Origin of the sequence: Pacificimonas aurantium, from assembly GCF_020092905.1 — a bacterium.
Classification (GTDB): Bacteria; Pseudomonadota; Alphaproteobacteria; order Sphingomonadales; family Sphingomonadaceae; genus Pacificimonas; species Pacificimonas aurantium.
In genome coordinates this window covers 999,438-1,017,913 of sequence record NZ_JAGSGB010000002.1, presented here as the reverse complement: position 1 = coordinate 1,017,913, position 18,476 = coordinate 999,438, and the positions used below count along the sequence as shown (strand labels likewise).

The 18,476-nt window shown below is 65.8% G+C and carries 13 protein-coding genes; 5 read left to right on the top strand and 8 right to left on the bottom strand.

Annotated features, from left to right (window positions below):
* Positions 1 to 55 precede the first annotated feature (55 nt).
* Complete coding sequence (locus tag KCN53_RS11655) at positions 56 to 1,870, top strand: amidohydrolase (RefSeq protein WP_088712281.1); 1,815 nt, start codon at positions 56 to 58, stop codon at positions 1,868 to 1,870.
* Here KCN53_RS11655 and KCN53_RS11650 read toward each other — a convergent pair.
* Genes KCN53_RS11650 through KCN53_RS11620 form a run of 7 tightly spaced genes read right to left on the bottom strand, consistent with a single transcriptional unit; the run spans position 1,864 to position 14,122 of the window.
* Positions 1,864 to 4,050 carry a fused MFS/spermidine synthase gene (locus tag KCN53_RS11650; protein WP_088712282.1) on the bottom strand — a complete coding sequence of 729 codons (2,187 nt, stop codon included), beginning with the start codon at positions 4,048 to 4,050 and terminating at the stop codon, positions 1,864 to 1,866. The genes KCN53_RS11655 and KCN53_RS11650 overlap by 7 nt on opposite strands.
* Entirely contained in the window at positions 4,040 to 8,179 is a 4,140-nt protein-coding gene (locus tag KCN53_RS11645) for a translocation/assembly module TamB domain-containing protein (protein ID WP_088712283.1), read from the bottom strand. Before KCN53_RS11645 ends, KCN53_RS11650 begins: the two co-directional genes overlap by 11 nt.
* Positions 8,179 to 10,026, bottom strand: coding sequence for an autotransporter assembly complex protein TamA (locus tag KCN53_RS11640; RefSeq protein ID WP_088712284.1), 1,848 nt, complete (start codon positions 10,024 to 10,026; stop codon positions 8,179 to 8,181). Before KCN53_RS11640 ends, KCN53_RS11645 begins: the two co-directional genes overlap by 1 nt.
* A gap of 59 nt (positions 10,027 to 10,085) precedes the next feature.
* Entirely contained in the window at positions 10,086 to 10,892 is an 807-nt protein-coding gene (locus tag KCN53_RS11635) for a peptidase (protein ID WP_224199630.1), read from the bottom strand.
* A 23-nt stretch (positions 10,893 to 10,915) separates the two neighbouring features.
* The gene (locus KCN53_RS11630; RefSeq protein WP_088712285.1) at positions 10,916 to 11,782 is read right to left on the bottom strand and encodes a transglutaminase family protein; all 867 of its coding nucleotides are present in this window, start codon (positions 11,780 to 11,782) and stop codon (positions 10,916 to 10,918) included.
* A 13-nt stretch (positions 11,783 to 11,795) separates the two neighbouring features.
* Positions 11,796 to 12,731 carry an alpha-E domain-containing protein gene (locus KCN53_RS11625; protein ID WP_088712286.1) on the bottom strand — a complete coding sequence of 312 codons (936 nt, stop codon included), beginning with the start codon at positions 12,729 to 12,731 and terminating at the stop codon, positions 11,796 to 11,798.
* Positions 12,731 to 14,122, bottom strand: coding sequence for a circularly permuted type 2 ATP-grasp protein (locus KCN53_RS11620; RefSeq protein WP_088712287.1), 1,392 nt, complete (start codon positions 14,120 to 14,122; stop codon positions 12,731 to 12,733). The genes KCN53_RS11625 and KCN53_RS11620 overlap by 1 nt, the downstream gene beginning before the upstream one ends.
* A gap of 111 nt (positions 14,123 to 14,233) precedes the next feature.
* On the opposite strand from KCN53_RS11620, the gene KCN53_RS11615 reads away from it, so the two are divergent.
* Positions 14,234 to 14,596 (top strand): SpoIIAA family protein, encoded by a 363-nt coding sequence (locus tag KCN53_RS11615; RefSeq protein WP_088712288.1) that lies wholly within the window; start codon positions 14,234 to 14,236, stop codon positions 14,594 to 14,596.
* Here the strand turns inward: KCN53_RS11615 and KCN53_RS11610 are convergent.
* Positions 14,593 to 15,186, bottom strand: a complete 594-nt coding sequence (locus KCN53_RS11610; RefSeq protein ID WP_088712289.1) for a DUF938 domain-containing protein — start codon at positions 15,184 to 15,186, stop codon at positions 14,593 to 14,595. The genes KCN53_RS11615 and KCN53_RS11610 overlap by 4 nt on opposite strands.
* A gap of 106 nt (positions 15,187 to 15,292) precedes the next feature.
* Between KCN53_RS11610 and KCN53_RS11605 the strand changes: the two genes are divergently transcribed.
* From KCN53_RS11605 to gltX, 3 genes are read left to right on the top strand one after another with little or no spacing between them, the layout of a single operon-like run.
* Positions 15,293 to 16,795, top strand: a complete 1,503-nt coding sequence (locus KCN53_RS11605; RefSeq protein WP_088712290.1) for an amidase — start codon at positions 15,293 to 15,295, stop codon at positions 16,793 to 16,795.
* Between the two features lie 2 nt (positions 16,796 to 16,797).
* Entirely contained in the window at positions 16,798 to 17,142 is a 345-nt protein-coding gene (locus KCN53_RS11600) for an arsenate reductase family protein (RefSeq protein ID WP_088712291.1), read from the top strand.
* 4 nt (positions 17,143 to 17,146) lie between these two features.
* Complete coding sequence (gene gltX / locus KCN53_RS11595) at positions 17,147 to 18,472, top strand: glutamate--tRNA ligase (RefSeq protein ID WP_088712292.1); 1,326 nt, start codon at positions 17,147 to 17,149, stop codon at positions 18,470 to 18,472.
* The last annotated feature ends 4 nt before the right edge of the window (positions 18,473 to 18,476 follow it).

Genomic DNA, 18,476 nt, shown 5'->3' with positions numbered 1-18,476 from the left:
CGCTCGCTTATGCTGGGCCGAAGTGGGGCCGCAGCGGGGAAGTGTTTCAATCGTCATGCCGAAACTCGAAGCCGCTAGCGGCCGTCAGCCAGCCTTCGCCGATCGGTTTGACCAGCCGGCATCTGCCCGCGCGCGCATATGGGCACGCGCAGGTGCACGTGCCCGCACGCCCGCAATCGAGTGTGACCTTCGTGACTTTCGCCCGGCGCTCCCCCTTGCGGCCTTGGCCTTTCTCGCTGCTGCCGCGCTCTTTCTCGCGCTCCTTCCTGCCGGTCCGGCAGCGGCCCGCACGATCATCGTCAACGCCAATGGGTACACGTTCGACGGCATTGGCAGGCTGCAGCATTTCACCACGCTGATCATCGGCGACGACGGGCGTGTCGAGGGCACGCGCGATGCCGGCGACGCCTATCCCGACGGCACCGTGATCGACGCTGACGGGGCCACGCTCCTGCCCGGGCTGATCGATGCGCACGGTCATGTCATGGGCCTCGGCGAAAGCCTGCTCAGTCTCGACCTTTCCGGCACCAGCAGCCTCGAACAGGCGCTCGAGGCGCTGCGCGCCTATGCGGACGCCAATCCCGACTTACCCTGGATTACCGGTCGAGGCTGGAACCAGGTGACCTATGGGATGGCGGATTTTCCCACTGCTGCCGATCTAGACGCCGTGGTTCGGGACAGGCCGGTCGTGCTCGAGCGCGTGGACGGTCATGCCACATGGGCGAACAGCGAGGCGCTGGCGCGCGCTGGCATCACCGCGGCGACGCCCGACCCCGATGGCGGGCACATTGTCCGCCTGCCCGATGGTTCGCCTGCAGGGGTTCTGGTGGATACGGCGTCGGCGCCGCTTAAGGCTGCCATTCCCGCGCCGACCGCTATGCAGCGCGCGGCCCGGCTACAGGCGGCGCTTGCCGTGATGGCCAAAGCGGGCATGACCGCCGCCGCCGACATGGGCACGGCCCCGGAGGACTTCGCCATCATGCGCCAGTTCGCCGAGGAGGGGCGGCTGACCGCCCGCATCGCCAGCTATTCCGCCGGTATGGATGCACTGGCCCAGATCGCCCCGGACGGGCCGACGGGATGGATGTACCGCGACCGTCTCGGCCTTCTCGGTGTGAAGCTTTACGTCGACGGTGCCCTCGGCTCGCGCGGCGCGGCGCTACTTGCGCCCTATTCCGACGCGCCGGGGACCAGCGGCCTGTTCATCACATCCGGCGCGACGCTCCGGAACCGTATGGCGCTTGCCGCGCAGCAGGGACACCAGCTTGCTGTGCATGCCATCGGCGATGCGGCCAACCGGGAAGTGCTCGATTCGCTTGCCGACATTCAGGACTATGTGCCGCTGAGCCGCCCCCGCATCGAACATGCGCAGGTCATCGCACCGGAAGATATTGCGCGCTTTTCGGGCCTTGGCGTGATCGCGTCGGTGCAGCCCACACATGCCACCAGCGACAAGGCGATGGCGGAGGACCGGATCGGCGCCGACCGATTGGAGGGTGCCTACGCCTGGCGCACGCTCGCCTCCTCTGGCGCGCGCCTTGCCTTGGGGTCGGACTTTCCGGTCGAGCCTGTACCGCCGCTCTACGGCCTGCATGCGGCCGTCACGCGGGAGGACCGCGCCGGCCAGCCGCCCGGCGGCTGGATCGCCGAAGAGTCCCTGCAGCCCGGCGAAGCGCTGGCCGGCTTCACCACGGGCGCCGCCTATGCGATGCAGCTTGAGGGCAGCGTCGGCACGCTGTCGCCCGGCAAGTGGGCGGATTTCGTGCTTCTTTCGGGTGACCCGGTCGCCGGAGACCCGGAGGAAATCTGGTCGCTGCAGGTGCTCGAAACCTGGGTCGCAGGGGAGCGGGTTTACCGCGCGGATCAGTAGCGCAGCACCGAGACGATGGAGCCGAAATCGTCGCGCCACGGGGCAACGTCCCGCTCCGGCATCACTTCCCAGTCACCGGTCTCGTCCAGCGCCTCGATACGCGCCGGATCGGGTGACATGACGGCATAGATTGAGCGGGCGTAGACCTCGTCTTCGGGCTGGTTGTCGCGTAGCCGCGCTTCCATCCCCAGCTCGCCAGCAATTGCGGAGACGACCGGTGCCAGGTCCAGATAGCGGTTCGAAATGTGGACGATCAGGACGCCGTCTTCCGCCAGCCGGTCGCGGTAGAGCCGGAACGCCTCGACCGTCATCAAATGCTGGGGGATGGCATCGGAGGAGAAGGCGTCGACGATCAGATAGTCGTAGGCGCGCTCCTCGGCTTCCAGCCGCAGGCGCGCGTCGCCCACGACGATCTCGGCGTTCGGCGTGCAGGAGGAGAGATAGGTGAAGCGGTCGGTGTCGAGCGCGATGTCCACGACGGCGGGGTCGATCTCGTAGAAGGTCCAGTCCTGGCCGGGTTTGGCATAGCAGGCGAGCGAGCCGACACCGAGGCCGACGATGCCGATGTCCGCGTCGGCGGCGGCCTCGTTCAGCAGCAGGGCCGGTCCGCTCCGCGGCCCGTAATAGCCGATCGGCTCCAGCGCGCTGTCGCCGATCCGCTGGGCTCCGTGGAGGGTGGTGCCGTGCATCAGGCGGCGCAGGCTCCCCCCTTCGTCCATCTCGATGGCATAGGTGCCGAAGAAGCTGCGGATGCGGGCCTCGCCGGACGTCGTCAGCAGGGTGAAGCCGCCCATCTGCAGGAGGAGAATGGCGAACACGGCGGCAAAGGCGGCGCGGCGACCGAGGAGGAACAGCGCGATGAGGATGGTGGCGAAGGGCATGATGCCGGAAACGGCGGGAATGAGCCCGCCGATCAGGGCCGCCAGAAGGGCAAGGCCGATGGCGGCGAATTCCACAAGACGGGCGCTCGGCCCCTCGAATATCCGCGCGATCGGTCGCAACAGCGGCGTGGCGGGAAGGAGCGCTGCGGCCCCGACGAGCAGGATCGGATGCTCCCAGACCCAGTCGAACAACGCCGGTGCCACGAGGGCGGGGAACAGGCCGCCGACCACTCCGCCGACCGACATGGTCAGATAGAAGCTCGTCAGCCGGGTCGGCGCCGGACGGGTGCGGGCAAGCTCGCCGTGCAGGGCGAGCGCGACATAGAACAGGAGGACGAGGCCCGCCATGGCGAACAGAAAGGCGAAGACGCCCTCCGCCTTGAACGAGTAGCTGCCGATGGCGATCAGGAGCAGCGGCGCGGCGAAGCGGGCCTGCCGCACGAAGACGGCACCGCCTTCCGAGAAAGCGACGATGAAGCTGAGCAGATAAAGACCGAGCGGGATAACCCAGAGCAGAGGTACCGAGACGATATCCATCGTCAGGAAGCTCGTCGTCGACAGCATCAGGCCCGACGGAACGGCGGCCAGTGCGGTCCAGTAGGCATAGGTGCCTATGCTGATGTGAGCATCTTCCGGCGCCGCGAGACGTGCAGGTTCTGCGCTGTCGTCGTCGGTGTCGGCCAGCCCGCGCGAGGCAAGGCCGGTCGCTGCCGCCAGCAGCAGGAAGCCTGCCGACCAGATCAGCCGCTGCTCCTCGACGGTGAAATAAGGTTCGAAGAACAGCGGATAGGCGGCAAGGGCGATCAAGCTGCCGGCATTGGACGCGGCGTAGAGAAAATAGGGATCGCGCCCCGCGGTGAACCGGCCATGGGCATACCAGTGCTGCAGCAGCGGGGCCTGAGCCGCGACGACGAAAAACACCGGTCCGATGGAAACGGTGAGCGTGCCGAGCAGCCAGAATGTCGGCCCCAGCTCGTCATATCCGCCGATGCCCCGCAGCGTGATGGGCAATGTGGCGGCGGCGAGGACGAACAGCCCCAGATGCACCATCGGCTGCCAGCGGCCCCGCGCTTTCACCAGCAAGTGAGCGTAGACATACCCGGCGAGCAGTGCCGCCTGGTAGAAGACGAGTGCAACGCTCCACACGCCCGGCGCACCGCCCAGCGTCGGCAAGGCCAGCCGGGCGAACATCGGCTGCACGAGGAACAGGAGGAAGGACCCCAGGAAAATCGTGAAGACAAACAGCGGCCGGCCGCTTGCAATGATGCCGAAGGAGCGGCTCTCGGCCTCAATAGTCATCGCTGATCCTTACGCCGATGCTGTTGCCGCCGAAGGTCGACACCCTTCCGAGCAGCGAAAAGGCGCGGTTGAGCGCATATTCGATTTGCGTGGAGGTACCGCCGCGGGTGTCCGCAGCGAATTCCAGATAGGTGCGACGGCCGATGAATTCGCCTGCTGCGATGCTTGTTCCGCCGTCGCTGCTGCCGCCGAGCCGGAGCCGGTCGATGCCGATGGCACTTCTGATGTTGCCGATTGGGTCGAGCACGCTGGTTTCTCCGGCCTGGAGCGAGGCGACCGCCCCGGCGAGCTGGATCGCCTCGGCCGCGTTCAGTTCGGCGATGGAGCTGCCGAACAGGATGCGTGAGAGAATTTCGTCCTGCGGTAGGGCGGGAATCGACGAAAGTTCGATTTCGGGCTGGTTTGCGGTGCCGCGTATGCGGATCTGCGCCGCGAAACCCTCGATGCGCGATTCGGCGTCGATGTCGAGTGCAGGGTCCGGGGGGTAGGCGCCCTGAAAGTCGATCTCGCCGCGGGTCAGCTCGAACCGCCGCCCCGCGAAATCATAGTCGCCGCGAACAAGGGTAGCGCGTCCGCGGAGCTTGGGCTCTTGCACATCGCCGGTAAGATCGATGGCGACCGCCCATTCGCTGTCGAGGCCCTGGCCGCGGGCCATGATGTTGCCGCTGCCGGTCGTGCGGACGTCGAGTTCCCATCCGGTGGGGGTCGCCACCGTCCTTGCCGTGCGGGTGAATTCGGTGCCGGTTTCCTCTACCTCAAGAAGCGGGATGGTACGCGTCTGCGCCGCGTCGGTGCGATAGCGTGCGCTGTCGACGGCCAGGTCACCGGAGATCCGGCCGCCCTCCGGCCTGCCTTCGACCAGAATGTCGCCGCTGACGCGCGCTCTAAGCGTCGCGATATCGACGAGATCGGCGCCGTCGCTCGCAACCCGGATGTCGAAGGGAAAGCCGCGTGCGAAGGACAGGTCGACCTGGCCTGCACCGGAAACCGTTCCGCCGCTTTGGCTTTCTCCCTCGAAGCGGGTGAGGGTGAGTGTAGGGCCCTCGAACCGACCGGCGAGTTCGAGGTCTTCGATCAGCGTACCGCTGGCGGCGCTTTCGAAGCGAAGTCGTTCGCCCGCCACATAGCCGTCGAAGTTCGGAGTATCGACGGTTCCGCCGATGTCCACGGCTGCCGAGACCGGTCCGCTGATGCGCGCGGCCGAAACCCCGGTCAGCGGCCAGACTGCCTCGGCGGGACCGTCGTAGCGGAAATAGGCATCGACGGGCGCATTGGCGATTGTTGATGCCGGCGCCGCGGCGAGCGACGAGAGGCCGGAGAGCCTTGCCTGAAGGGCTCCCAGCCGGGCTCCGCCATTTCCCAGGATGCGGGTCCGAACCGCCGCCTTCGGTCCCCGTAGCCGGGCGAGAATGCCGATATCGACAGGATCGGCCGCCGCCTCCGTCAGGCGCAGCAGGTCGTTCAGGCGAAGGCTGATATCCGCGCGCTGATCGCCTTCGCCCAGGCTTCCTTCTATTCGTCCGGTGGCGGTGCCGGAAAAGGATAGGCGGGGATCGGCAAGACTTAGCGGCGCAAGCGGCACCCCGTCGAAGATCGCCTCACCGCGCAGGCGGCCTCTCTCCGCGCTGGCGGCGAGCGTGGCCTGACCCGCGCCGATGCGCAGGCGTACTGGCGGCAGGCGCCACCCGGCTTCGGCATATTCGAACCGGGCGGGGCTGGTCAGCGACAGCTCGTCGTCGCCGAAAGTGCCCGAAAGGTCGACGGTAGTGGTCGTTTCGGCAAGCACCGCGTCCGCCGAAATGTCGAAGGGACGTCCGCGTTGTCCGCGAGCCGAAAGACCGAGCCGACCGCGGCCGTCGTCCGATCGGTAGGAGAGCTGGAGTTCGGACGCCGCCACGTCGCCCGCCTGAAGGCCTTTGCCTTCGAAGCCCAGGTCGACCTGCGGCGCCGAACCCGGAGACAGGAGAAATTCGCCCGTCACTGTGCCTCTGCCCACCGCCAGCTCCGCCGTCGGCCCCAGCCGCGCGCGGCGAAGGAGTGCGGTCGCAGCGATCCGCTGGTCGCTTCCTGCTGGACTGAATTCGATATCGCCGGAGATACCCGGACCCGACACATCCAGCGTTCCGGCAACCGGCACTCCCGTAGGCGACGAGAGGTGTCCGTGGGCACTGAGGCCGGCAACGGATGCCTGCTCGATCCGGAAGACTATGCCCTGACCAAGGTCGATGCGGCCGCGGCTCTGCACGGGTCCGACCATCGAGGAGCCCCGCAGCTCGAATGCATAGCCCTGCTCGTCGGGCTCGAACCGTGCGGCGATGTCGCGAATTGGGAGGCCGAGATCGTAGCGGACGACATCGACTCTTGCGGCGGGCCGGGATATCGCCCCGGACAGGTCCACGGCGATATCCCCGAACATCTCCTGCCTTCCCGCGGCGCTCGCCTCGATCTGGCCGCCGAGCAGATAGGCGGCGTCTCCTTCGAGCGAGAGGGAAGGGGCGGTGACGCGCGCGTCGCCGAAGCTGATGATGCCATCGGCGTCCCGGTCCATTTGGGCGCGCGCTCTCGGGAGGCCGCCGGCAAGGAAGCGCAGAAAGCCATTGTCGAGGCGGGTGGTCTCGATGCGGGATGGCCCGCTGACCCGTAATTTCCGCGGCAACGCCGGGTCGGGGCGCAGATGCAGGCGTCCCCGATAGGCCACCGCTCCGTAGCCGGGGATTTCATAGCTCGGCACATTAACGTCCGTCTGCACGTCATAGCGGCCGGTCCTTAGGTCCAGCCGAACCTGCCCGGTTGCGCGCCCGACGGGGTTTCGAAAGCGCAAATCTGGCGCTTCCAGGTTCAGGCCCTCCAGTCTAACGCCGCCCGAAAAGGCAGCCGAGCGCAGGAGGTCTTCGACGAAGTCTCCGGCCCCGGTCAGGCGATCGAAACGCCCGTTTATCGTAAAGCTGTCCTCGCCTAGCTCTGGACCGAAGCGTCCGCTTGCGGCCGGTGACAGAATGCGCTGATTTCCGAGCGAGAACCAGTCGGCGCTGAATTCATAACGCCCATCGGGATCGGCAAGGGCGCCGGTAAGCTCCGCGGTCAGCTGCATGTTCTCCCCGTCCAGAGTGGACAGGAGGTTGGCCGGCTGCAGCAGCGACAGGCGGACGCGGCCCTCGCTGACAGTGGAGAAGGACGGAGAAACCCGCCCGCGCGCAGAGAGCTTGATCGCGTCTCCGCTCGCCCGGACGATTAAAGGCAGCGCTTCCCTTTGCACCGCAAGGCTTCCGCGTACCGCAAGACCGCTGGGCGCCACTCTTTCGATCAGGCCGCCGGTGAGGGCCCCCGGGTTGGTCCTTCCCCCAAAGCGGAAAGATCCCTTCGTCCCGACGATCTGGAGCGCGGCGATCTCCTCCGTTCGGGAGTCCCCGGCCTCCGCGCGCAACCGGCCCTGCCATGCCGACCAGTTACCCGCTCCTGCAAGCTGCAGGCGAAAGGTCCGGTCCAGTGAGATCGCCTGCGACACCAGCCCGCCGGCTGGAAGATGCGCTTGACCCGAAATACCGAACCGGTCCTCGCTTGGGACCGCGTCGAGTTCGAAGGCGACGCGGTCGCCGCCAGCTGCACTCTGCAGCCTTGCCCTTGCAGATACTTCCTGCCCCCTCAGGCGCAGCGAGGTTGCAAGCGCGCCGGTGAGCGCCTGGCCGACGACGGGGCGGCCGAGCGCGAGGCTGTCGATGTGCAGCGAGGCAAGATCGACATCGACCTTCCTCCCCCCAGACGGCGGGCTTTCGACTACCGGCAGCCGGGCAAGCCGTGCCGACGGTACGTATGCCCTGTCGATGACGATTTCCTGATTCGAGATCAGCCGCTGCGGCTGCCAGCGGATCGTGACGGTCGGCGCCTCGAAAAAAGTCCCGCGCCGGTCGGCAAGCTGGAACTGCTCGATAACGAACTCGTCGCGAAGCGAGCCGGTGATGCGCTGAGCCCGGACTTCGACGCCCAGCTGGTCGGACAGCAAGCCAAGCTGTGTCAGCAGAAGGTCGCGGCCCGGCTGAGTGTCCGAAAGCGCGAGGAGAGCGGCAAGCAGGAGAAGCGGGACCGCCAGCGTCAGCGCGCCGATGCGGATCAGGTGGCGCCGCAGCCGCATCAGAACGCCTGCCCGAGCGAAACGTAGAAGGCGACCTGCGCGTCGCCGGTCCGCCGGTCGAGCGGAAAGGCAACGTCCGCCCGAACGGGACCGAAGCTCGTAAAGTAGCGGAGTCCGCCGCCGATCCCGAACCGAATGTCGTCGAAGCCCGGTGTTGTCGAGGTGTAGACCTGCCCGGCGTCGACGAACAGCGCGGCGCCCAGTGTCCCGAACCGAACCCGTGCCTCTGCCGACCCCTCGATCTTGCTACGCCCTCCCAGAGGGTCGCCGTCCTCGTCCTTCGGACCGACATCCTGGTAACCGAAGCCGCGCACCGAGCCGCCGCCGCCCGCATAAAGCCGGCGGGAGGGCGCGATGTCGCGCCGGCTCGATCCGGCGATACTCGCCATCAGGCCGCGCAGGGCAAGTACCGTGTTGCCGGATACGGGCAGGTATCCCGAGGCCCCGACCTGGGTAAGCGCGTAGGCGAAACTTTCGCCGCGAAAGGATGCTTCCGGCGTCAGAAGGCCTTCGAGCCGGATGCCGCGCGTCGGGTCGAGCAAATCGTCCGTGCCGTCATACGCCAGCCTCGCGGGCATCGCGGCAATGACATAGTCTCGCAGGACGGAGTCCGAGGACCGGTCGCGCTCCTGCGTGAACAATCCCTCGAGCCCGATGCGCCAGGTCCACCGTTTCTGCCAGATGATGTCGGTTTCACGGGCATAGGCTACCCCCAGCAGACCGCCGCGGTTGAAGAAAGCATCGCGGTCCTCGGAAAAGGCAGCGGCGCGTAGCGCGAGCGAATGGTCTCGCGCGCGCCAGTTCGAAAAGCGAAGTTCGGAGCCGGCCTCCCACTGCTGTTCGCTAAGGATGGCCGACAGGGTCAGCGCGCCCTCGGGCCTGACGAGGTTGCGATGCTGCCAGCTGCCCTGCAGGCGCGCGCCGTCCTCGCTGTCATAGGATAGCTGTCCTGAAATCGTCCGTGGTGGCGCCTGCGTCGTCGCGATCGCAATGTCCACGACGCTGGCCGCTTCCCCCCCGTCCGTATCGTCAGCGACGGCCCGCTGTTCGTCGATCTCCAGGCTGCCCATCAATCCGGTGGCGAGGAGCGCGCGGCGCAAATCTTCCACCAATAGCGGAGAATAGGGGTCGCCGGGTTCGAAGCGCGCAATTTCGGCGGCATGCTCTGCCGAGAAGGGCAAAGCGGTGCCCGTTTTCGCGATCACGCGCCCGAACCGGCTCGGGCTGCCGGGCGCGAAGGGCACCGACAAGGAAGCGGTTGCCGTCTCGTGATCCACCACCACTTGGGGATCGCCGATTTCGGCAAAGGCGTAGCCATCGGCGCGGACGCGTTCGCGCAAGGTCTCGACGGCAGCGAACACGTCGCTGCTGTCGACCGGGTCCCCGACTTCGATATCCAGCTGCGGCGGGCTGACGTCGGAAAAGCTGTAGAGCGGTCCCTCGTCGATTTTCAGTTCGACGCGGCCGCCGTCGACGGCCCCGACGAAATCCGCCGTCACAAGCGCATCGTAATAGCCGCGCTCCTGCAAAAGGGTCCGGATCGTCTCTGCATCTATCCGCAGTCGGCGATTCAGTTCGGCCTGGCCGGTAGCCAGCTCTTCGCCGAGCAGCAGCGAGAGTTCGCGAAACTCCTCTTCCAGACCTAGCCGCGCAAGTGTACCCGTCTGCACGATGTAGCGGATCGGTTGGGCAGAGCCCGCCTCTCCAGCGGCTTCGACCTGCCGCTCTGGAAGCAGGGCATCCATCTCCGCCTCGCTCGGAGCGGGCACGGGCGCAGGTTCCTGCGCCGACGCGGAGACTGGCACGCCGGCGGCCAGCGACACGGATATGAGGAACCGCCGGAACATGACCCCCTGTAGCGTGCCCGGAGATGGATGAAAGCTGAACTCGCCGCCGCAACGGCAGGCTATTCGGCAGCCGCGCCCACCTGCCGGAATCCATGCTCCTCATCGTCCTCCGTTGCCTGTGCGACCGGCGGCGGGACAAAGGAAGGGCGCTCTATGCTGGCCGTGGCTTGTTTCAGGCTTTCAGACCAGTCGCGGCTGAGATTGCGGAAATACTCGTCGTCTTCCTCGATCGTATGTTCGAGCGGCCGGCTGCCGGGGGCGGCGCGCAGCATGACGATGTCGATGGGAAGGCCGACTGCCAGGTTCGACCGCATGGTGGAATCGAAGCTGATCAGGCCGAGCTTCACCGCTTCGTTCATCCGTGTGTCGTAAGCCAGCGCGCGATCGAGGATCGGCTTGCCATATTTGATCTCGCCGATTTGCAGGAACGGGTTTTCGGGACGGCACTCTATCGCATTGCCGGCGTCATAGACCCGGAACAGCTTGAGCGGCTCGTCGCCCACGCGGCCACCGACCAGCAGGGAGGCGCCGGAGCGTATCCCGTCGGCTTTCAGCGCTTCGCGGACTTCCGCGCGCGCTTCGTGAAGCGCACGCCCGATCAGGCGGACGATGCGAAAGATATTGGGCTGGTTGTCGATGGTCTCGAGCTTGCGCTCGTCGGACCCTTCCAGGCCTTCGTCGAGGCGCAGAAGCGCGCTTTGGGTTACAGACAGGCTTCCGGCGGTACAGATGGCCACGAAGCGATCCGGCCGCTCATAGACATGCAGCTTCCGGTATGAAGAGATATTGTCCACGCCGGCATTGGTGCGGCTGTCCGACATCATGACGAGGCCGGCGTCGATACGCATCCCCACGCAATAGGTCATAAATCAGGTTCCGAGGGGTTAACTTACTGGTTCTGGCTCTGGCTCTGTCCCTTAGCGCCGCTGCTCTGGCTCTGCGACTGCCTTAATCGCTTGCCGGAGGTTTTCGCGGACACTTCGAGCTCCTCTCCGCCGCCGCCGATCCGCGTGCCCGCGACGGGGGCTGCGCTGCGATAGTCGGCGCCGACGGCCACGCGAACATAATGCTCGTCGGTGCTGATCCCGTGCGCCGGGTCGAAGGCGACCCAGCCCAGATCTTCTATATAGGTTTCCGCCCAGGCGTGGGCAGCGCTCTGCTCATTTTCTCCGTCCTGCCGGAACAAATGTCCCGAAACATAGCGTGAGGGCAGCTTCAGAGCGCGCGCGATTCCGCAGAACAGGTGGCTGAGATCCTGGCAGACGCCGGCACCGCGGTCGAAGGCTTCGATCGCGGTGGTATGGACGTCGGTCACGCCGGGCTCGAAGGAAATCCTGTCGTAGAGCGCGGTGAGCAGGCGGTGCGCGGCGTCCAGGCCGGTCGCGTCGCCGACGGCATCCCGGCCGAATTCGGTGATCTCGTGATTGACACGGCTGAGCGGTGTCGTTCGCAGGAAGACCAGCGGGTGCAGCGGTTCGTTGGCGCCGGAGACGACGCCGCTCGTCTCCTCCGTATCCACGGCTCCTTTTGCGACGATCTCGCATTCCTGGGGCGGGTCCTCCACGGTCAGAAGGTGCGTGATGTTGCCATAGGCATCGCGGTTCCTCATCAGGTCCGCGTTGCAATTCAGGTCGATCAGCCAGTCGTCCACGGTCTGTCCGTCGAAGTCGTCGGGCGTCAGGCGCAGCATCTGCACCAGCCGCCGGGGCGGCTCTTCGTAACGGTAGACCGTCCTGTGCGTGATATGGATGCGCATCGACCCGGCCCCTCTAAAAAGAAAACTGCTCGGCGATTTCGTTGCTCAGCCGGTTGTTCTCCGAAATGAAATCCTGAAGAAACTGGTGCAGGCCGGAATCGTAGACTTCCTCGATCGTCGTCGTCTTGAGCTTGTCCGACATGCGGCGTGCCAGCCGGTCAGCGGGGCCCACGCGGCTATGCTGCGCCCTGAGGTCGTGCAGATATTCGCTCGCAACGTCCATGCAATGACACAGGCTTCGCGGGATTTCCTCTTTTAGAAGAAGCAGGTCCGCGATCAGCCATGGTTTGAGGTTCTGCCGGTAGATGTGGCGATAGGCCGTCACGGCGCTGACGGACCTGAGGACGGCGGTCCACTGAGCCTGGTCGAGAGCGCCGCCCACATCCTCACCCTCGGGCAGGAGCGTATGATATTTCACGTCGAGAAGGCGCGCCGTATTGTCGGCCCGTTCGATGACGACGCCCAGCCGGATGAACCAGAAGTTCTCGCTGCGGACGAGCGTTCTCCAGATCGCCCCTTCGAAGTTGCGGACCTCCTGCTTCACGCGCTCTATCAGCATCTGAATGTCGATGGGTCGGTCCACGTGGCGGATGCGCGACTGCAGTTCGATCCAGGACTGGTTCAGCGTCTCGAAGGTTTCGCGGGTCAGGGCCGTGCGCACCACGCGCGCATCGAACCGCGCCTTGTCGAGGCAGGATCTGATCGAACTCGGGTTGTCGGCATCGAGCGACAGGAAATGGGTGACCGTGTCGCGGTTCGCCACAATGCCATATTCGTCGAACAAGCCGCCGGTGCCGGACGAGGCGACGGCGCTTCGCCAGCCCGAATTGGGATCGGGTTGGGGCAGGGCCTCGAAGCGGTAGGCCGCCTCCATGAGACGGGCGATGAAGTCGGCGCGTTCGACATGACGGCCGAGCCAGAAGAGCGAGCGGGCGGTACGGCTGAGCATCAGGCAAGCACCCAACTGTCTTTGGTGCCGCCGCCCTGGCTGGAATTCACGACGAGCGACCCCTCCTTGAGCGCGACGCGGGTCAGTCCGCCGGGCACCACCCGTGTTTCCTCGGGCGACGAGACGGCGAAGGCGCGCAGATCGACGTGGCGCTCGCAAACATTCTTGCCGGAGACGGTGGGACAGGTGCTGAGCGAGAGGGTGGGCTGGGCGATATAGCCCTCCGGGTCGTCGCGAAGTCTGGCGCGAAACTCTTCCAGTTCGGCCTTGGTGGCCTGCGGGCCGATCAGCATGCCGTAACCGCCGGAGGCATCGACTCGTTTGACGACCAGTTCGTGCAGATTGTCGAGCGTGTATTTCAGCGCGTCCGGCTCGCGGCAGCGCCACGTCTCCACATTGTCGAGCGTCGCGTCCTTGCCGGAGTAGAAGCGCACGATTTCGGGGACGTAGGAATAAATCGCCTTGTCGTCGGCCACGCCGGTGCCAGGCGCGTTCACGACGGTGACATTTCCGGCTTCATAGGCATCCATCAGTCCCGCTACGCCCAGGATCGAGTCCGGGCGGAAGGCGAGGGGATCGAGAAAATCATCGTCGATACGGCGGTAGATGACGTCGACGCGCTGCGGTCCCTCGGTCGTGCGCATGTAGATGAAGCGGTCCTCTGCGAAGAGGTCGGTTCCCTCGACAAGCTCGATACCCAGCCTGTCGGCAAGAAAACTGTGCTCGTAATAGGCGCTGTTGAAGGCGCCCGGGGTCAGGACGACGCCGAGCGGCTCGCCGCGAATTCCGGACGGCGCAACCTCGCGCATCATGTCCTGCAGGTGATCGATATAGGTTTCGACGGGGCGAACGCGGTGATCCTGGAACAGGGACGGAAACAGCCGCAGCATCGCCTCCCTGTTTTCCAGCATATAGGCCACGCCCGAGGGCGTCCTGAGATTGTCCTCAAGCACGAAGAAGCCGTCCTTCGTGCGGACCATGTCGATGCCGCTGATATGCGAGTAGATCCCGCCGGGCGGCTTGATGCGCGTCATGACGGGCTGGAACTGCGGGTTGGCGAGTACGAGTTCCGGCGGGATGATCCCCGCCTTCAGGATTTCACGGGGGCCGTAGATGTCGGTGAGAAACTGGTTCAGGGCCTCGATGCGCTGAACGACCCCTTCCTCGATGCCGGCAAATTCATCGTTCGTGACAATACGGGGAATGACGTCGAAGGGGATGATCTTCTCGTCGGCGTCCTCTTCGCCATATACGGCGAAGGTGATGCCTAGGCGACGGAAAGCCAGTTCCGCTGCAGCGTGTCGACGTTCCAGCTCGTCGACCGGCATGTCCGACAGCCAGCTTTCCAGTTTCTGATAGGCCTCGCGGACGTTGCCGTCGCTGCCGCGCATCTCGCTAAATGGTTCGGAAATGCCTGCCGGTCCCCCTGATTGAATGTTACACTGACAAAGCGAACGAGTTAGGATTGTTCCGAAACGACGCCAATTACAAGGGATTCCGCAATGCTTAGCTACGAGCCCGTGGGGGGCGAGGGATATGGTGTCCTGATTGTTTCAGGCCGAGTCGAAAGCGGGGACTTCGACACTGTGGTTCCCCTCATCGAGAAGGACATCGAGATGCACGGCCGCCTGCGCCTTCTTGAGAAGATCGAGAAGTTCACCGGCATGGAGCCCATGGCATTCGTGCGTGACATCCAGTTCGGGCTGCCGCTGATCGGGAAGATCAGCCATGTTGCCCTCGTTGCCGATGCGGCGTGGATGCGAACCGCGGGCGACCTGTTCGGCGGGCTGTTTCCCGGCAAGGTCAAGACGTTCGAGCCGGAGACGGCTGAGGCGGCGAAAATCTGGCTGAAAAGCGCCGCTTAGCGCCGAAAGACGAGCGACAGGTTGTTGGCAGGCATTTCCTCGAGCAGCGCGAGCGAAAAGTGGTTCGTGTCGGCAAGTGCCACCACCTCGTCGACCTCCCTCAGGCCCCACGCCGCATCGCGGGCACGCAAGCTCTCGTCGAAGCGTTCGTTGGAGGGCTCCAAGGGCCTGCTGCCGCGGCGGTAGGGGCCGTAGAGATATAGGGACGCGCCGTCCGGCAGGAGGCGGCTTGCACCGCGAAACAGGCCCTCGGTCGCAGACCATGGCGAGATATGCACCATGTTGATGCAGGTGATCGCAACTGCCTCGTCCACAGGCCAGCTATCGGCGGCGGCATTCAGGTCGATCGGCGCGAGGAGGTTCGTCAGGCCCTCCTCCTTCCTGCGCTCGGCGATGATGGACCGTGCTTCCGGGCCGGGATCGCTGGGCAGCCAGTCGAGCTGCGGAGCCTGCGCCGCGAAATAGGCGGCATGCTCGCCGGTCCCTTCGGCGATCATCAGGACCCTTCCCGAGGCTGGCAAGAACGGCGCCAGCGTCGTCCAGATAGCAGTCCGGTTTCGCTGCGCGGCGGGAGAGCGGGCGCTTGTCATGTACGCTATCTAGTCGAGCCGCCGCATCCTGCCAGCACCGATTGATTCCCGGGCCGATCAGGTCCTAAGGCAACGCGGCAATGAAAGTATTTGGGGGAATCATGCAATGACACGGATCGACCGGCGAAAATTCCTGCAGGCCGCCACGGCTCTTGCGGCGGCGGGCCCGCTCGGTGCGTGTACAACCGCCGTCAGGTCGACCGGCGCGGGCGGTTGGAAGGATGCGGTATCGCTCGCGTCCGCCGTGTCCAGCGGCAGCGCCAGCGCGCTGGAACTGACCAACGCGGCCATCTACCGGCTGGGGCTGGTCAACGACGACCTGAACGCTGTCGCCCTGCCGAATTTCGAACAGGCCCGAGAGGTCGCGGTCCAGGGAACGTCGGGGCCACTGGCGGGTGTCCCGACGCTGATAAAAGACAATTTGAAGGAAGCGGGGCTGCCCTACACACAGGGGTCCCGGGCGCTGCGGGGATATGTGGCTGCGGAAACCGATCCCTTTCGCACCGCGATCGCCGAGACCGGCATGATTTCCATCGGACGGTCGACCCTGCCCGAATTCGGCCTGACCGCAACGACCGAACCACTGCTTACCGGAGCGACCCGCAACCCCTGGAATACGGGCCATTCGACGGGCGGGTCGTCTGGCGGCAGCGCGGCTGCGGTCGCTGCGGGCGTCGTTCCCATCGCGCATGCCAATGACGGTGGCGGTTCGATCCGTATTCCTGCCTCGGCCTGCGGCCTGGTTGGGTTGAAGGCCTCGCGCGGACGCATGGCGGGCGAGTCGGAGGATGACAGCGCCACCGACCTGTCGATCCAGGGGTTCGTGACGCGCACGGTCCGGGACACCGCTGCGGCCTTCCACGCTGCGCAGGGCGGACCGCTCTATCCGGACGCACCGATGGTCACCGGTCCCGACGAGCGCCGGCTCAGGATCGGCGGGCGGGTGGCCCGTGCCGACGGCAGCCTTCCCGACCCGGAAGTTGCCCGCGTCTACGACGAGACGATGGCGCTTCTGTCACGCCTCGGCCACCGCACGGGCGCCGCCGACGCCTCCTTCATGGCACCCGACCTCGCCGAAACCTTCCTCGGCCTCTGGACGATGGGCGCCGCCCTGCGGCTGCAAAGCACGCGTCAAATGGCGGGGCTGGGCGAGGATGCCGACCTCAGCCAGCATTTCGAACCGCTGATGCTTGCAATGGCGCAGCGCGGCGCGAGCTATTCGCGCGAGCAGCAGGGCCAGGTCGTCGGGCGTCTGGAAGCCTTCAAGGCGGCCTATCGTGCGCAGTTCGAGGAGTATGACGTGCAGGTCACGCCGGTGCTCGGCAGCCCGCCCGCGCCGATCGGATATCTTGCTCCGACAGTCCCCTATGAGGAGCAGCAGCGCCGCCTTACGGACTATGCCTCCTACACGGGTTCCGAAAACGCAGCGGGCCTGCCGGCCATTTCGTTGCCCATGGGCATGAGCTCGGATGGCCTTCCCATCGGCATGCAGTTCGTCGGCGCGCCGGGAACCGAGCCGGTTCTGCTGGCGCTTGCCTATGAACTGGAACGCGAACTGGCCTGGTATGAGCGTACGCCGCCAATCTGGGTCGGCGGCAGGGAGGTCTGAACATGGTGACACTCTGGTTCAATCCGCGCTGCGGAACGGCACGCAATGTACGGGCCTGGCTCGAGGAGAACGGCATCGACTACGAGCTGCGCGACTATCAGAAGGACCCGCCGTCGCGCGCCGAGATCGAGGCCGTCCTCGACAAGGGTGACATGAAACCCTCGCACCTCCTGCGGGCGAAGGAACAGCTTGCCGCCGATCTGGGTGTTCGCGGGTCGGACGACGAGGAAGCCGTCCTTTCGGCAATGGCCGAGCACCCGATCCTCATCAACCGCCCGGTCGTCATCACCGCCGACGATGCGAAGCTCTGCCGGCCGGCCGATACCGTGGCGGAGTTTCTCGGCTGATCATATGACCGCTTTCCGGTTCGCCCCCAGCCCGACGGGCCATCTGCATGTCGGCAACCTTCGCACGGCCATCGTCAACTGGCTGGCGGCCCGGCAGAGCGGGGGCCGCTTCCACCTGCGGCTGGACGATACCGACCGCGACCGCTCCGACGAGCGCTTTGCCGAGGCAATCCGCAGCGATCTCGACTGGCTGGGCATCTCTCCGGACGGCGAAGTCAGGCAGTCTGACCGCCTGGCTAACTATGAGGCGGCCTTCGAACGATTACGGGCGGAGGGGCGGATCTATCCGGCCTACGAAACGGCGGAAGAGCTCGACGTTCGCCGCAAGATCCAGCTGTCTCGCGGATTGCCGCCCGTCTACGACCGCGCCGCGCTGCGTCTGACCGGGGAGGAGCGCGCGAAACTTGAAAGCGAACGGCGCCGACCGCACTGGCGCTTTCGCCTGGATGAAGGCGAGGAGATCGGCTGGACCGACCTGATCCGCGGCCCGAGTCACGTCGACCCTGCCTCGCTCAGCGACCCCGTGGTGCGCCGCGCCGACGGCAGCTTCCTCTACATGCTGCCGTCCGTTGTCGACGATATCGACATGGGCATCACGCATGTGGTCCGCGGCGAGGACCACGTCACCAATTCCGGCGTGCAGCTGCAGATGTTTTCCGCCCTCGGCGCGCAGGCGCCCTCCTTTGCGCATATGTCGCTTCTGGTGGATGCGGATGGAGGCAAGTTTTCAAAGCGTCTGGGATCGACGGGGCTGGAGAGTTTCCGCGGCGACGGCATCGAACCGGCGGCGATCCTCGATCTCCTTGGCCGGATCGGGACGTCACAGCCCGTCGAGCCATTTCTCAGCAGCGCGCCCCTGATCGACCAGTTCGACTTTGCCGCGTTCGGACGGGCCCCGGCGCGGTTCGATCCGGACGAGCTGAAGCAGCTGAACGCAAAGGTCGTCCATCAGCTTTCCTACGACGAAGTGGCGGATCGCCTCCCGGACGGAATGGGTGAGGAGGGATGGCTCGCCATACGGCCGAACCTGTCTACGGTCGCGGAAGCCGCCGACTGGTGGGCCGTCGTGACCGAAGCCCCGGACGGGAGCACTCTCGAAGAGGATCGGGAATTTCTGAACGAAGCTGCTGCGGTGTTGTCGTCGCTCGACGGCGAGGAGCAGCTCTGGTCGCGGCTCACCGCCGACCTGAAGCAATCCACCGGACGCAAGGGGCGGGCCCTGTTCCTGCCGCTTCGCCGTGCGCTTACCGGCCGCGATCACGGCCCAGAGATGGCCGCGATCCTGCCGCTTATCGGCCGCGAGGAGGCCGCCCGGCGGCTTCGCGGGTAACGGC

Coding starts and splice junctions, on each gene's coding strand:
- KCN53_RS11655 (WP_088712281.1), top strand. CDS start 56: ATGCCGAAACTCGAAGCCGCTAGCGGCCGTCAGCCAGCCTTCGCCGAT.
- KCN53_RS11650 (WP_088712282.1), bottom strand. CDS start 4,050: ATGACTATTGAGGCCGAGAGCCGCTCCTTCGGCATCATTGCAAGCGGC.
- KCN53_RS11645 (WP_088712283.1), bottom strand. CDS start 8,179: ATGCGGCTGCGGCGCCACCTGATCCGCATCGGCGCGCTGACGCTGGCG.
- KCN53_RS11640 (WP_088712284.1), bottom strand. CDS start 10,026: ATGTTCCGGCGGTTCCTCATATCCGTGTCGCTGGCCGCCGGCGTGCCA.
- KCN53_RS11635 (WP_224199630.1), bottom strand. CDS start 10,892: ATGACCTATTGCGTGGGGATGCGTATCGACGCCGGCCTCGTCATGATG.
- KCN53_RS11630 (WP_088712285.1), bottom strand. CDS start 11,782: ATGCGCATCCATATCACGCACAGGACGGTCTACCGTTACGAAGAGCCG.
- KCN53_RS11625 (WP_088712286.1), bottom strand. CDS start 12,731: ATGCTCAGCCGTACCGCCCGCTCGCTCTTCTGGCTCGGCCGTCATGTC.
- KCN53_RS11620 (WP_088712287.1), bottom strand. CDS start 14,122: ATGCGCGGCAGCGACGGCAACGTCCGCGAGGCCTATCAGAAACTGGAA.
- KCN53_RS11615 (WP_088712288.1), top strand. CDS start 14,234: ATGCTTAGCTACGAGCCCGTGGGGGGCGAGGGATATGGTGTCCTGATT.
- KCN53_RS11610 (WP_088712289.1), bottom strand. CDS start 15,186: ATGACAAGCGCCCGCTCTCCCGCCGCGCAGCGAAACCGGACTGCTATC.
- KCN53_RS11605 (WP_088712290.1), top strand. CDS start 15,293: ATGACACGGATCGACCGGCGAAAATTCCTGCAGGCCGCCACGGCTCTT.
- KCN53_RS11600 (WP_088712291.1), top strand. CDS start 16,798: ATGGTGACACTCTGGTTCAATCCGCGCTGCGGAACGGCACGCAATGTA.
- gltX (WP_088712292.1), top strand. CDS start 17,147: ATGACCGCTTTCCGGTTCGCCCCCAGCCCGACGGGCCATCTGCATGTC.